Source organism: Neisseria sp. HMSC03D10 (genome assembly GCF_001807625.1).
In the GTDB taxonomy this organism is placed as follows: Bacteria; Pseudomonadota; Gammaproteobacteria; order Burkholderiales; family Neisseriaceae; genus Neisseria; species Neisseria mucosa.
Window position 1 is genome coordinate 1 of sequence record NZ_KV789573.1, and the last position, 13335, is coordinate 13335.

A 13335-nucleotide genomic window follows, 5' to 3' on the forward strand; every position below is an offset into this window, starting at 1 on the left:
CTTCAAATGCGAATCCGCCGTCGTCTGAAAATCCAAATTCTGGTTTTCAGACGACCTTTTTGTCGAGGTTATTCAAGTATTCAAAAGCAGCCGTATGATAAATTCGTCCTGAGGGAGGGTTAATTTGAGATTGCGGATATCCCCCTGTACCAGTAGAGGCCTTATGCCCAGTTGTTCTACGGCAGAGGCTTCATCGGTAATACCGTTTAAGTCGGAGGAGGATAGGGCGCGATTCAATAATCCGGCTTGAAAAAGCTGCGGTGTCTGTGCCTGCCATAAGTCTTTACGGGGTACGGTTTCCAGGATTTGTCCGTCGGTATCGGAACGTTTGATGGTGTCGGCTGCGGGAATGGCCAAAATGCCACCTTCTACTTTTGTTCCGGCTGCCTGAATCAGGCGCGACAGGGCATCTTGGGGCAGGCAGCAGCGGGCGGCATCGTGAACCAAAATATTATCGTGGTTATCCGCCAACCTCTTTTTCATCAGTGTTTGCACACCGTTGCGGACGGTTTCTGCCCGGGTATTGCCTCCGACGTTGAAAACCACTGTCTTATCAGAGGTTGTCTGAAGATGATTAATAAAAGGATCATCAGGTGAGACAATAATAGCGACCAAGTCGATAAACGGATGTTGTGTAAAAATGGCAACCGTATGCTCTAAGACGGTTTTGCCGTGTATCCGGATATATTGTTTGGGTTTGCCTGCACCGAAGCGAGCGCCGATCCCTGCGGCGGGAATCAGGGTGATATGCCGTCTTTTCATACATTCTCTCCGGCGGCTGCCTGCCTCCATATGCAGGCCTCTCCCAGCGCATCGAGATATTTTTCGTGTTCTTCAAGCTCTTCAGCATTGGCTTTGATGACTTTTAAGCGCGACGAACGTTTTGTTTCGGCGATGATGACGGGCTTGTCTTCTTTTGTTTCTTCTTCACCTTCTCCACCCATTAAGTCGAATTGTTGGCGCGTCATCGCCAAATAAACTTCGCCTAAAAGCTCGCAGTCGATTAAAGCGCCATGCAGTACGCGCTTGCTTCTGTCGATGGAGAGGCGGTTGCACAAGGCATCCAGGCTGGCTTTTTGCCCAGGAAACATTTCACGCGCCATCGCCAGCGTATCTGTAATCTCACAACCAAGCTCTTCGACGGAGGGCAGACCCATGCGGCGGAATTCCATATTTAAGAAGCCTACGTCGAATTTCGCATTGTGGATAATCAATTCCGCGCCACGGATAAATTCGCTGATTTCTTGTCCGACCTTTGCAAACGGCGGAGCGTTTTTTTCTTCTAAAACGTCAATCGTCAGCCCGTGTACGCGTGCGGCTTCTTCAGGCATATCGCGCTCGGGATGGACGTAAAGGTGCAGGAAGCGTCCGGTCATTTGGCGGTTGACCATTTCCAGTCCTGCAAACTCGACCAAGCGGTCGCCGTTTTCGGCGTAAAGGCCGGTGGTTTCGGTATCAAGGATAATCTGGCGTCTCATCAAATGCTCCAATGACTGAATGAAAAAATGTCTCGTATCATACTCAAGGAGGGGGTGAAAGTATAGAGTGGTGTTGCTTTGTATTCTTATTGGGATGTTGTTTAGATGAGGGAAAATATTTTAGACAAGTGTGGTATGAGCCGTCTTATGGTTACCAAAAGTAGAAATTGCTGACAATTTTCAGACGAGCGAAAGCAGTTTGTCTTTCAAAAGGCTGATGGATACTAAATCCTGAGTAAAATACTCAACTTTTAAAAAATTAATTTCTTTTTAAATCATTGTGTTATTTCTGTTTTAAAAAATAGTAACAATTATCATTTGCAAAATTAAAAAATACTCGTATAATGCAACTCATCGAAACGAAACGACAGCGCAACAGAACGAAAGGAGAATGAAATGCCGGAAAGTATTTTCAAGCAAGTCTCCCTTGATATTCTGAGACTGCATCAACAAACCATCCGTTCGCTTTTGGCAACCCAATGCTGCAACGATTGTGAAGTTCACGATGTATTCTACATTACGCTGGACGGACGCTATTATGTTTGGCTGCCTTGTATGAATAAGGCAGAGCAAGTAGAAGCGGGCATTTTGCTGATTGAGGACGAAACCAGTGATATTCGTCTGAGCTGGGTGGCAAATACCCGGGAAGTACAGAAAAAAGACAGCTTATATGAGAAAGTTGTTTCCGCTTTACAACGCCGGTTGCGGCAGACGAAAAATAAGTTTATCCAGGCTAAAGATACTTGCCTGCTTGAGCTGACCCCAAAGCAAGGTCGTCTGACGACAGGCAGCAGAGATTTATCGCTTTCACCGCATGATTTGATGAAAGCACTTTATCCGGCAACCCATCAATTAAAATCAGGAGGATTTGCCTTGTAACAGTTTTGGTAGTGGTTTGTGTTCCTTTTGCGCCCCTTAAATGTTTAAAGGGGCGATTTTTTTTTGCTTTTGATACACAGTAATCGTCTTGTTATGACATATTATTTAAAATCAAGTACAATATTGTCATTTCAAATTAATCGCTCATCATTTGAATAGGGGAATTTTAATGAAATTGAAACTTTCTGCATTATCCGTATTGGCGGCGGCTATTTTGTGTTCTTCCGGCGCATTGGCAGCTGACAGTGTCTATACATGGAAAAACGGCAAGGGAAACAGCTATTCCGATACGCCGAACCGGCTCCAGCTTGACCGCTCCAATGTGATGAATATCCGTACGCACAGTGTCAAAGCGGCAGTCAAGCCTAAATCCGAAGCTGCGGACGAGGGTACGCTGGCAGAGCAACAGGCGAAATTAAATGAGCGAATGTTGGCTAAGAATAAACTGATCGAGGAGCAAAATAAAAAAATTGAGGAAGAAAACCGTAAAAACAAAGAAGACAACTGCCGTGTCGCACGAATGAACCAACAGTCTGCCGAAAGCGCGCGCGTTGCCAATCGTGATGATTTGGTCAAACGGTATCAAGGGGATGTTGCCAAATATTGCAATTAATGGGTTAAAAAATTTAAAAGGTCGTCTGAAACAGATGGTTTGGCTGTTTCAGACGACCTTTTATTTAGCTTCAGGCTTTTGATTTAAGCGACTTGGGTCTGATGTTCGTCACCGTTGCGTTCGCGGATTTTACCCAAACGGTAAACGGTTTCGCCTTGTTCGGTTAAGAATGCTTGCACCGCGTCGGCATCTTCTTCGGCAATGACGACCACCATGCCGATGCCGCAGTTGAAGGTGCGGTACATTTCTTGCGTTTCCACATTGCCTGCCTGTTGCAGCCATTGGAACAGCTTGGGCAATTCCCATGCTTTGGCGTCGATTTGGGCGACGGTGTTTTCAGGCAGGATGCGCGGCACGTTTTCTGTAATGCCGCCGCCGGTGATGTGCGCCATGCCTTTGATGGTGAATTTTTCCAAAGCGGCGAGGATGGGTTTCACATACAGGCGGGTCGGGGCGATGATGGTTTCGCGCAGGGTTTTGCCGTTGTCGAACTCGGCGTCCAAATCGGGATTGTCGCGGGCGATGATTTTGCGGACGAGGGAGTAGCCGTTGGAATGGGCGCCGTTGGAAGCCAGGCCCAACACGATGTCGCCCGCTTTGATGCTGCGGCCGTTGATGACGCGCTCTTTTTCGACCACGCCGACGGCGAAGCCCGCCAAGTCGTATTCGCCTTCGGGATACATGCCGGGCATTTCGGCGGTTTCGCCGCCGATGAGGGCGCAGCCGGATTCTTCGCAGCCTTGGGCGATGCCTTTAATCACGTCGGTAGCGCGGGCGACGTCGAGTTTGCCGCAGGCGAAATAGTCGAGGAAGAACAAAGGTTCTGCGCCTTGAACCAAAATATCGTTGACGCTCATGGCGACGAGGTCGATGCCGACGGTGTCGTGTTTGTCCCAATCGAAGGCGAGTTTGAGCTTGGTGCCCACACCGTCGGTGCCGCTGACGAGGACGGGATTTTTGTATTTTTTGCTGATTTCGACCAATGCGCCGAAGCCGCCCAAATCACCCAACACTTCGGGACGCATGGTGCGTTTGGCAAAAGGTTTGATGTTTTCGACCAGTTGATCGCCTGCGTCAATGTCAACGCCTGCGTCGCGGTAGCTGAGTGGAGTGCTCATGAATGGGTTCCTTATCGTGATTGGGACGGAAAAACGATGGGGCGTATTTTACCTTATTTTGCAGGCGTGGGCTTGGATTTTTCGGTGATTTTGTAAACAATCTGAGGTTTCAGACGACCCCGTTTATTCTGTTATACTGGACGGTCAGGGGTCGTCTGAAAACGATTGCGGCGGCTCCCGCTGAAACACACATGGAAAGGTTTTATGTATCAGAAAAAAACGCGCGGCATGAAGCCGTGGATCATTATGGGCTGCGTGATTGCGGCTTTTGTCTGGCTGCTGTACGCGCTGGGCGACATCCTGACGCCGTTTATTGTGGCGGCAGTGTTGGCTTATGTATTGAATCCGCTGGTGGAATGGTTGCAGAAAAAACGGATTAAACGCGCCCCGGCCTCCATGATCGTGATGGTATTGGCGCTGCTGTTGCTGCTGTCGCTGATGCTGATTATCGTGCCTATGCTGATCAACCAGTTCAACAATATGGTCAGCCGCATTCCCCAAATCGTCGATTTTACGCAAAACAGGCTGCTGCCTTGGCTGAACCATGTGGCGGGCAATTATGTGCATATCGATCAGGATTCGGTAGTCAAATGGTTGCAGTCGCATACGGGCGAATTGAGCAACACGCTCAAGGCTTGGATGCCGACGCTGATGCGCCAAAGCGGCAACGTCATCAGCGGCATGAGCAACCTGATACTGCTGCCGCTCTTGCTGTATTATTTCCTTTTGGACTGGAAACGCTGGTCTTACGGCATCAGCGCGTTGGTTCCGCGCCGCTTTATCGACACTTATACGCGCATCACAAGCAATATGGATGAAGTTTTGGGCGAGTTCCTGCGCGGGCAGTTGATGGTGATGCTGATTATGGGGCTGGTGTACGGGGTCGGGCTGATGCTGGTCGGACTGGATTCGGGCTTCGCCATCGGTATGATTGCCGGTATTTTGGTGTTTATCCCGTATTTGGGCGCATTTACCGGACTTTTGCTGGCAACCGTCGCCGCTTTGCTGCAATTTGGCACATGGAACGGTCTGATTATGGTGTGGGTAGTGTTCGCTATCGGACAATTCCTCGAGAGTTTTATCGTTACCCCAAAAATCGTCGGCGACCGCATCGGCCTGTCGCCGTTCTGGGTGATTTTCTCATTGATGGCTTTCGGACAACTCATGGGCTTCGTCGGCATGCTCGCCGGTCTGCCGCTTGCCGCCGTAACCTTAGTCTTGCTGCGCGAAGGTGTGAATGCTTATTTCCACAGCCGTTTTTACAAACACAAGTAAAAGGACAAAAAGGTCGTCTGAAATCAGATATGGGTTTTCAGACGATCTCCCTGCCTTTCTTCGACAGCCATGTTGAACAATTTTGCACTTTGGTTTATATCCGGTTTCCTGTCGATGTTGATATGGGAAGTGCTTCCCGTAGATGACGGATACAGCTTTCCGGAAAAAAATGAAGGTATTAATCCTGTTCTCCATTTTCATGGCTGTTTTGCAAACCTTTTTCTTTCCGACACTCACTCCCTGAAATCACTTACACAAAGGACCATATGTTAGCCATCATCGGCGGCAGCAGCCTGACCAAGCTGCCAGAACTGAGCATCACCGACCGCAAAATCGTCCGCACCCCCTACGGACTGACCAGCAGCCCCGTCTTAAGCGGCAAACTGGGCAGTCAGGACATTTTCTTCCTTGCGCGGCACGGCTTCGGCCATACCGTCGCACCACATGAAATCAACTACCGCGCCAACATCTGGGCGTTGCATTCCATAGGTGCGGAATACATCGTCGCCGTTTCCTCCGTCATCAGCATCAACGACCGCTTTGAAAACGGCGCACTCGTCCTGCCCGACGACTTGATCGACTACACCTACGGCCGCAAGGACACCTTTTTTGAAGGACAGGAAGAACCGGTCGTACACACCGATTTTCTCGAACCCTACTCCGCCGGACTGCGCGAAAAAATTGCCGAACACGCGCAACAGCACCAAATGCCCTTATACACCCAAGCCGTTTACGGCTGCCTGCAAGGCCCGCGCTGGCCGACCCGCGCCGAAATCCAACGTTACCGCCGCGACGGCGTGGACGTATTGGGCATGACCGGAATGCCCGAAGCCTTCCTCGCCCGCGAACTGGGCATCCAATACGCCCACTTCTGCGGCATCACCGACATCCGCTGCCTTAGCGGCGGAGCAGAAGGAACGGAATGCGGCTTGGAAACTGAGCTTGCCATCGGCAAAATCCGCCGTTTGCTTGCGGGTTTGTAAACACCATCTTTTGTGGAATGACTTTAAATCAGGACATGGCAATGAAGCTATGGGCAGCGTAAGCAGTACGAAGCTGATTCATCTATTGTGTCATTATTGAGAATCATCTTTCTGAAACTAAGATAAGGCTACGCCGTATTGCTTTAAAGTTAATCCATTATGTTTCTCTCTTGATCCTTAAAATCATACAAAAAGGTCGTCTGAAAATTTTCAGACGACCTTTTGACTATACTATTTCAAACTTATTTCGCCAATTCGGCACGCAGTTTGTGGGTAACGTTCATCATCACTTGGAGTTGTTCCAGAGTTTCTTTCCAACCGCGTGTTTTCAGACCGCAGTCCGGGTTCACCCACAGGCGTTCAACCGGTACGACTTCGATGGCTTTGCGCAACAGGTGTTCCACTTCGGCTTCTGTCGGTACGCGCGGGCTGTGGATGTCGTAAACGCCTGGGCCGATGTCGTTCGGGTATTTGAATTCGCCGAACGCGGTCAAGAGTTCCATGTCGGAACGTGAAGTCTCGATGGTGATGACGTCGGCGTCCATAGCTGCGATGGCAGGCAGGATGTCGTTGAACTCGGAGTAACACATATGGGTGTGGATTTGTGTGCTGTCTTCGCAACCGGTAGAGGACAGGCGGAAGGATTCGCCGGCCCAGTTCAGGTAGGCATCCCAATCGGCGCGTTTCAAAGGCAGGCCTTCACGGATGGCAGGTTCGTCGATTTGGATGACTTTGATGCCTGCTTTTTCCAGATCCAATACTTCGTCGTTCAGAGCCAGTGCGATTTGTTTGCACACGGTAGCGCGTGGAATGTCGTTGCGGACGAAAGACCATTGCAGGATGGTTACAGGACCGGTCAACATGCCTTTCATCGGGCGTTTGGTCAGGCTTTGTGCGTAAGTAGACCAAGCGACAGTCATGGCTTCTGGGCGGCTTACGTCACCGAAGATAATCGGTGGTTTCACGCAGCGTGAACCGTAGCTTTGTACCCAGCCGTATTGGGTGAATGCGAAACCGCTCAACAATTCGCCGAAGTATTCGACCATGTCGTTACGCTCGGCTTCGCCGTGTACCAGTACGTCCAAGTCCAGTTTTTCTTGCTCTTCAACCACCAAGGCGATTTCTTTTTTCATCGCGGCTTCGTAATCGGCGGCAGACAGTTCGCCTTTTTTGAAGGCTGCGCGTGCTTGGCGGATTTCGGTGGTTTGCGGGAAAGAACCGATGTTGGTCGTCGGCAGCAGGGGCAGGTTCAACCATGCTTGTTGCGCTTTGATGCGGTCGGCAAACGGTGATTTGCGTTGGTCTGCGTTGGCAGACAGGTCGGCAAGGCGTTTGGCGACGTCTGCGCGGTGGATTTCGCTGCTGTTGGCGCGTGAATCGGCAGCAGCTTGGCTGGCAGCGAGTTCATCGGCAACGGAATCACGGCCTTCGTTCAATGCGGCTTTCAGAACGCGCAATTCTTGGGTTTTTTGCAGGGTAAATGCCAACCAAGAGTAGAGGTCGGGTTTGTTGGCTTTCAGTTTTTCTTCAACTGACAAGTCAAATGGGGTGTGCAGCAGCGAGCAAGAGCTGGAAATCCACAAACGGTCGCCCAGTTTGGCTTTCAGAGGCTCGACAGTTTCCAAAACTTTGTTCAGGTTGGCGCGCCAGATGTTGCGGCCGTCGATAACGCCGGCAGACAGGACTTTGTCGTAGTCGGCGAACGCATCCAGTTGTTCAGGAGCGCGTACCAAGTCGATGTGCAGACCGTCAACGGGCAGGGCTTTCAGCAATGCGGCGTGTTCGGCAACGGAACCGAAGTAAGTGCTCAACAGGATTTTGGCGTTTACTTTGCTCAAAGTGGCGTAAACGTCTTTGTAGGCTTCCACCCATTCTTTAGGCAGGTCAACAGCCAAAGCAGGCTCGTCGATTTGAATCCATTCGGCACCGGCTTCAACCAAAGCGTTCAGGATTTCAACGTAAACGGGCAGCAGTTTTTGCAACAGGCTCAGGCGGTTGAATTCGACTGCGCCTTTTTCTTTACCTACCCACAGGAAGGTCAGCGGGCCGACGATGGTCGGTTTGGCTTTCAGACCGAGGGCTTGGGCTTCTTTCAGTTGTTGAACGTAATGTTTGGCGTTTGCTTTGAATTCGGTATCGGCGTGGAATTCAGGCACCAGATAGTGATAGTTGGTGTCGAACCATTTGGTCATCTCGATGGCGAATTGGTCTTTGTTGCCGCGCGCCAGTTGGAAGAATTGTTCCAAAGACAGGTTTTGGCTGTCGAAGCCGAAACGGGCGGGAATCGCGCCGGTAGCGACTTGCAGGTCGAGGATGTGGTCGTAGAAAGTGAAATCGCCTACGGCAACGTAATCGGCGTTGGCAGCGGCTTGGTGTTTCCAGTTTTTTTCGCGCAGGTCTTTGGCGACGTCAAGCAGCTCTTGTTCGCTGATTTCTTTGCGCCAGTATTTTTCTTGGGCGAATTTCAATTCACGGAAGGCGCCGACACGCGGGAAGCCTGAGAAATGTAATGTTGTCATGTTGAACTCTCCAGTTGGATTTTGTAAGGACCGGTTCAATCCGAATCGGTCGGTATTGTAAATCAGAATAGGGCGGATGGGGCGGCGTTTTGTTTTTCAGACGACCCCTGAGGTCGTCTGAAACCGTTTTCGGCTTTAGGGGCGCACGCCTAAAATATGGCAGATGGCGTAAGTCAGCTCGCTGCGGTTGAGCGTGTAGAAGTGGAAATCTTTCACGCCTTCGCGGGACAGGACTTTGACCATGTCGATGGCGATACTTGCCGCTACCAGATTGCGCGTGCCTTGGTCGTCGTCCAAACCTTCATACATTTGCGACAGCCATTTCGGGATTTTGACGTTGGTTACTTGCGCCATTTTGCCGAGTTGCTTGAAGTTGGTAACAGGCAGGATGCCGGGAACGATTTCTACGTCGATGCCCAGCATTACGCAGCGGTCGCGGAAGCGCAGGTAGCGTTCTACGTCGAAGAAGAATTGGGTGATGACATGGTTTGCGCCCGCATCGATTTTGCGCTTCAGATTAATCAGGTCGGCTTGTGCAGATTTCGCTTCGGGATGCACTTCAGGGTATGCCGCTACGGAGATGTCGAAGTCGGCGACGGAGCGCAGGAGTTTGACCAGGTCTTCGGCGTAAAACGGTTTTTTCTCATAGCCGGGCGGCTCGTCGCCGCGCAGGGCGACAATACGGCGGATGCCGCTGTCCCAATAGTCTTTGGCGATTTGGCGCAATTCGTCGGGAGAGGCGTCGATGCCGGTCAGGTGCGGCGCGGCTTCCAAGCCGGTTTCCTGTTGGATGCGTTTGACGATGCTGTGCGTACGGTCGCGTTCTCCGGAGTTTGCGCCGTAGGTTACGGATACGAATTTGGGATGCAGGGTTTGCAGGCGATGGATGGAGTCCCACAGCATGGTTTCCATTTGTTCGTTTTTCGGCGGGAAAAATTCGAACGAAACGTTGATGTCGCCTTTCAAGTCGGAAAGGCTGTTGTTTAACGCATTGATTTCTTTTGCGTAACTCATTGGCTGTGTACCTCGGTTGTCTTTTTTAAACGTTTTCAGGCTTGTATGATAAATTTGCCTTGTGTATGAGTCAAATTCAAAATTTTCAGAAAGTTTATGAATTATTTTAATGTGGTTGCCATTATGCTTGCCTCTATTCATATGAGGGCAAGCCGGGGAGAAAATACAATTCAGATATGTGGGAATATCTTGAAATTAAATGGATTTCAATGACTTGTATTTTTGTTGGTAACGCAAAAGCAATAAGATGTTTTGCGCTTGAGTTGGCTATCAACCCATTCAAACGTCGTCTGAAAAATTTTCAGACGACGTCTTGGTTTTTAGCTTACAAATGATGTTACCTCACTCAGCTTCTTCAATCCATGCCTGTTGTACGGCCTCGAGGATACGTTCGCCGCAGCGTGCGGGATCGTCGTCGAAGTCGGGCAGCGCCATAATCAGGTCGCGCAGTTGGGTGAAGCGAACGGTTTTCGGGTCGATGTTGTCGCCGTGCAGGTCGTAGAGTTCCTCGGCAATGCGTTGGGTGTCTGTCCATTTCATGATGTCGTTCCTTTTGGAGTGTCCGAATGGTTTGATTCGGGATGGCTTGTTTAGGTGTTAATGCTTTGGGGAAAATTCGTGTCGGCAATGATTAATGCGTCCGAAATCGCATATGGTATTTTCCTATGTAATATTTTCAAGGCGTACGTTAATACATTTTTCTGACTTTCACTAAGGAAAATTTACACTTTGTCATGCAACCAAATCATTTGGAGTGGTTCTTAAAGAAATCCATTATAGTATGAATAACAGGAAAATCGATGAACAACGCACTCAATGCCAAATTATCCAAACTTATTTACGCGCTCGCCTCCGATGATCCTAATTATCTTGCTAAAGCGGGCGTGTTCGACCGCCTGCTGCTGCTTATCCGCGAGCTTTATCAGATGCTGGACGAGAGCGAGGGGCTGAAGCGGCTTTCGCTGCGCCTCCGTTATGGCAAGCGTTACGGCATGATTGCTTTGGATGCCGCCACGCCGGACGAAGATGCGGGCGCTTTGCGTTTGAAACGCTGGATGGTGTATTCGCGTATTGCGGAACGCATTGTCGGCTGCGGCAACGACGTGTCTGTGGCGCTTGACGATATGGCGGTGGAAAACGAAGAAGCAAAACAGCGTTATATGGATGCCGCAAACAAAATCATCAAACGCTTCGGCTTGGCGGGATATGTCCCCGAACCGCCGAAATCCGTTACAACCGCAACAAAAAACGAACCGGCACCGAAGCCCGAACCTAAGAGCATCATTACCCGTCATGGCAGCAGCCTCAGTATGCTGAACGCCAAAGGCAGAGCGGAAAATTATCCTGTTGCGCAAACCGTCGCTTCGATGAAAGTATCCCGCTTAAGGTTTGTCGTTCCACGTTCCAAATAAACGATTTGGCAGCGATTTGACGGAAGGTCGTCTGAAAACGGTCGGTAAGGCAGTTTCAGACGACTTTTTGTTTGCTTTTAAAGACGGTGTTATTGTTACTCCAAGGGAATAGCATGGTCAGACAGCTTCGTCCCCCCAAGTCCAAACTTTTTCAGAATGAAGGAAGACGGGTATTGATATGTTGTTATGTCTTTAAAGGCAGCGGGGTGCTTATACACAATGATTTCTTTTTTACAGGATTTTGTAATACAAGCTTCCTCGGAATTATTGATATCTCCCGAGCGTTCAAAAATGTTTTTAGATTCCGAATAGGCATAAAGATTATTACTTACTAAAACCTCTTTACCATTTTGAATCTTAGTTTTGGTAATGCCCAAGGATTTTAAATTGCTACCCTGATAGTATAAAAATAAAATCAAATGGCTCTTGTCTTGGATTGGTTTACAAGAGGTGAAGTAATCCCCATTTTCAACCGCAAGCCCAAAACGTTTTATTGGGGTTGTCCTGATACGGTAGCGGACAGGGCGCTTGATTTTATCAATCATGGCATTCAATTGCTTATTGCGATATTTGGTGTCGCCAACAATTTTTTCCATTGCCTTATCTACTTCTACTTGGTTGTATTGATAGCAAGTCACTTCCTGCCATTTAGCATGATCGGCATAGGCTGTGTGCAGGAAGAATAGGAGTGAAAGCAAGGTTAAACGTTTCAACAATGAATCCCAAACTATTTGCTTTTGAGAGGTCGTCTGAACATTGCTGTATCCGTTTCAGACGACCTCTTTGCATCAATGATCTTCGCGCGCGTGGTTGATGGTGTATTTGGGGATTTCCACCACCAAGTCTTCGTCGGCAACCACCGCCTGACAGCTCAGGCGCGAGTCGGCTTCCAAGCCCCATGCCTGGTCGAGCAGGTCTTCTTCCAGCTCGCTCGGCTCTTCCAAGCTGTCGAAGCCTTTGCGGATGATGACGTGGCAAGTAGTGCAGGCACAGGATTTTTCGCAGGCGTGATCGACTTCGATGTCGTGGTCGAGCAGTACGTCAAGGACGGTTTTGCCTTCGGGCGCGTCTTCGATGACTGCGCCTTCGGGACATAATACGGCGTGTGGGAGTACGGTGATTTTGGGCATTTTTATTGTCTCTTGTAATGAGTGGTTTGATAATGGTGGGGTTTAACAATAGTCTGTGTTCTATGTCCATTCGAATGTAAATAATGCAATCCGGCTGACGGGTTCGTAGAGCAGAATTACGTCATCTGCTCCGTTGGAATATTTATATCCTGAGGATGAGGCAATATGGTAGAAAGGATTACCCTGGTGTTCTATGAATACGTTCCAATCCTTGTCTTCTTTTAGAGTGAAGGCGGGAGGAATGGGACTAGTATCTACCCAATTTCCACCTTTAATCACTCCGCCTAATCTATCAAGATATAGACCAAAATAGGTATTATCGTAAGGCTCGTCGCCGTACCGCCCCTCTCGTTTTTCAAAATCTGATTTGTTCTCTTGATAGATTTGAACAGATTCATCGAAATACTTCAGTGCTTCTTGATAAAACTCTTCTTTACACGTTTCCAGAATGTCTTTGTTTTCAAAAGCATTGGGATCGAAATCGGCGCAAAGTATTTGTTTTAAGTTCTCTCTGTATTGAGGACTGCGGGTGAAATAGCCTTCTTCTCCCAAAAATTCATATTTGTTATCGTCTGTCAAACGGAAAGCCAGCCAGTTTTCACCAATAAATTCATTGTGGTAAGCGGGTGTGAAGCCACCTATATAGTATTCATAAGGTTCGATTGGGTTGATAAGATGGACGATTGTGCCACTCCATTCTGTTTTAAATTCTCCCAAATCTATACTCATCATGGGTAGGAAATGATTTTTTAGCCATGGCTGTTTTTCACAGAATACAGTTTCCGGTTCTGCAAAAGCAATGAGATTTTCATTGAGTTCGTTGACTTTTTCCTTGAACGGAAGATTTGTAAGTTTGTTCATGGTTTGCTCGTGCTGGGTTGGTCATTATAGTGGATTAAATTTAAATCAGGACA

Annotated in this window: 14 protein-coding genes; 5 read left to right on the forward strand and 9 right to left on the reverse strand. The window is 48.9% G+C overall.

Annotation, left to right across the window (positions count from 1 at the left end; translation table 11 throughout):
• Positions 1-72 precede the first annotated feature (72 nt).
• Positions 73-762 carry a 2-C-methyl-D-erythritol 4-phosphate cytidylyltransferase gene (ispD, locus tag HMPREF3066_RS08170; RefSeq protein ID WP_070441965.1) on the reverse strand — a complete coding sequence of 230 codons (690 nt, stop codon included), beginning with the start codon at positions 760-762 and terminating at the stop codon, positions 73-75.
• Positions 759-1481 carry a DNA polymerase III subunit epsilon gene (gene dnaQ, locus HMPREF3066_RS08175; RefSeq protein ID WP_141743200.1) on the reverse strand — a complete coding sequence of 241 codons (723 nt, stop codon included), beginning with the start codon at positions 1479-1481 and terminating at the stop codon, positions 759-761. Before dnaQ ends, ispD begins: the two co-directional genes overlap by 4 nt.
• 393 nt (positions 1482-1874) lie before the next feature.
• On the opposite strand from dnaQ, the gene HMPREF3066_RS08180 reads away from it, so the two are divergent.
• Positions 1875-2357 carry an NGO0322 family iron-responsive protein gene (locus HMPREF3066_RS08180; RefSeq protein ID WP_003742463.1) on the forward strand — a complete coding sequence of 161 codons (483 nt, stop codon included), beginning with the start codon at positions 1875-1877 and terminating at the stop codon, positions 2355-2357.
• Between the two features lie 169 nt (positions 2358-2526).
• Positions 2527-2970 carry a DUF4124 domain-containing protein gene (locus HMPREF3066_RS08185; protein ID WP_082054514.1) on the forward strand — a complete coding sequence of 148 codons (444 nt, stop codon included), beginning with the start codon at positions 2527-2529 and terminating at the stop codon, positions 2968-2970.
• 83 nt (positions 2971-3053) lie between these two features.
• On the opposite strand, the gene purM is transcribed toward HMPREF3066_RS08185, so the two are convergent.
• Entirely contained in the window at positions 3054-4088 is a 1035-nt protein-coding gene (gene purM / locus HMPREF3066_RS08190; RefSeq protein WP_003778032.1) for a phosphoribosylformylglycinamidine cyclo-ligase, read from the reverse strand.
• Between the two features lie 204 nt (positions 4089-4292).
• Here purM and HMPREF3066_RS08195 point away from each other — a divergent pair, with 204 nt between their 5' ends.
• Together HMPREF3066_RS08195 and HMPREF3066_RS08200 are read left to right on the forward strand one after the other, a co-directional pair.
• Positions 4293-5363, forward strand: coding sequence for an AI-2E family transporter (locus HMPREF3066_RS08195; protein ID WP_070441971.1), 1071 nt, complete (start codon positions 4293-4295; stop codon positions 5361-5363).
• Positions 5364-5629: 266 nt separating this feature from the next.
• Complete coding sequence (locus HMPREF3066_RS08200) at positions 5630-6346, forward strand: S-methyl-5'-thioinosine phosphorylase (protein WP_003778025.1); 717 nt, start codon at positions 5630-5632, stop codon at positions 6344-6346.
• Positions 6347-6588: 242 nt separating this feature from the next.
• Here the strand turns inward: HMPREF3066_RS08200 and metE are convergent, their stop codons facing one another.
• From metE to iscX, 3 genes are all read right to left on the reverse strand, one after another.
• On the reverse strand, positions 6589-8865 hold the full coding sequence (metE, locus tag HMPREF3066_RS08205) for a 5-methyltetrahydropteroyltriglutamate--homocysteine S-methyltransferase (RefSeq protein ID WP_070441973.1): 2277 nt from the start codon (positions 8863-8865) through the stop codon (positions 6589-6591).
• 135 nt (positions 8866-9000) lie between these two features.
• Positions 9001-9879: a methylenetetrahydrofolate reductase gene (gene metF / locus HMPREF3066_RS08210; RefSeq protein WP_016686752.1), complete on the reverse strand. Its 879-nt coding sequence runs from the start codon at positions 9877-9879 to the stop codon at positions 9001-9003.
• A 342-nt stretch (positions 9880-10221) separates the two neighbouring features.
• On the reverse strand, positions 10222-10419 hold the full coding sequence (gene iscX / locus HMPREF3066_RS08215) for a Fe-S cluster assembly protein IscX (RefSeq protein WP_070441975.1): 198 nt from the start codon (positions 10417-10419) through the stop codon (positions 10222-10224).
• A gap of 260 nt (positions 10420-10679) precedes the next feature.
• Here iscX and HMPREF3066_RS08220 point away from each other — a divergent pair, with 260 nt between their 5' ends.
• Positions 10680-11291, forward strand: a complete 612-nt coding sequence (locus HMPREF3066_RS08220) for a hypothetical protein (protein WP_070441978.1) — start codon at positions 10680-10682, stop codon at positions 11289-11291.
• Between the two features lie 95 nt (positions 11292-11386).
• On the opposite strand, the gene HMPREF3066_RS08225 is transcribed toward HMPREF3066_RS08220, so the two are convergent.
• From HMPREF3066_RS08225 to HMPREF3066_RS08235, 3 genes are all read right to left on the reverse strand, one after another.
• A complete protein-coding gene (locus HMPREF3066_RS08225) occupies positions 11387-12004 on the reverse strand; it encodes a hypothetical protein (protein WP_141743201.1) in 618 nt (205 codons plus the stop codon).
• A 75-nt stretch (positions 12005-12079) separates the two neighbouring features.
• The gene (fdx, locus tag HMPREF3066_RS08230; RefSeq protein ID WP_003764447.1) at positions 12080-12421 is read right to left on the reverse strand and encodes an ISC system 2Fe-2S type ferredoxin; all 342 of its coding nucleotides are present in this window, start codon (positions 12419-12421) and stop codon (positions 12080-12082) included.
• Positions 12422-12481: 60 nt separating this feature from the next.
• Positions 12482-13282, reverse strand: a complete 801-nt coding sequence (locus tag HMPREF3066_RS08235) for a hypothetical protein (RefSeq protein ID WP_070441984.1) — start codon at positions 13280-13282, stop codon at positions 12482-12484.
• Positions 13283-13335 lie beyond the last annotated feature (53 nt).

Bases quoted from the DNA above. Each gene is read 5' to 3' on its own strand.
- ispD (WP_070441965.1), bottom strand. From the start codon at position 762: ATGAAAAGACGGCATATCACCCTGATTCCCGCCGCAGGGATCGGCGCT.
- HMPREF3066_RS08180 (WP_003742463.1), top strand. From the start codon at position 1,875: ATGCCGGAAAGTATTTTCAAGCAAGTCTCCCTTGATATTCTGAGACTG.
- HMPREF3066_RS08185 (WP_082054514.1), top strand. From the start codon at position 2,527: ATGAAATTGAAACTTTCTGCATTATCCGTATTGGCGGCGGCTATTTTG.
- purM (WP_003778032.1), bottom strand. From the start codon at position 4,088: ATGAGCACTCCACTCAGCTACCGCGACGCAGGCGTTGACATTGACGCA.
- HMPREF3066_RS08195 (WP_070441971.1), top strand. From the start codon at position 4,293: ATGTATCAGAAAAAAACGCGCGGCATGAAGCCGTGGATCATTATGGGC.
- HMPREF3066_RS08200 (WP_003778025.1), top strand. From the start codon at position 5,630: ATGTTAGCCATCATCGGCGGCAGCAGCCTGACCAAGCTGCCAGAACTG.
- metE (WP_070441973.1), bottom strand. From the start codon at position 8,865: ATGACAACATTACATTTCTCAGGCTTCCCGCGTGTCGGCGCCTTCCGT.
- metF (WP_016686752.1), bottom strand. From the start codon at position 9,879: ATGAGTTACGCAAAAGAAATCAATGCGTTAAACAACAGCCTTTCCGAC.
- iscX (WP_070441975.1), bottom strand. From the start codon at position 10,419: ATGAAATGGACAGACACCCAACGCATTGCCGAGGAACTCTACGACCTG.
- HMPREF3066_RS08220 (WP_070441978.1), top strand. From the start codon at position 10,680: ATGAACAACGCACTCAATGCCAAATTATCCAAACTTATTTACGCGCTC.
- fdx (WP_003764447.1), bottom strand. From the start codon at position 12,421: ATGCCCAAAATCACCGTACTCCCACACGCCGTATTATGTCCCGAAGGC.
- HMPREF3066_RS08235 (WP_070441984.1), bottom strand. From the start codon at position 13,282: ATGAACAAACTTACAAATCTTCCGTTCAAGGAAAAAGTCAACGAACTC.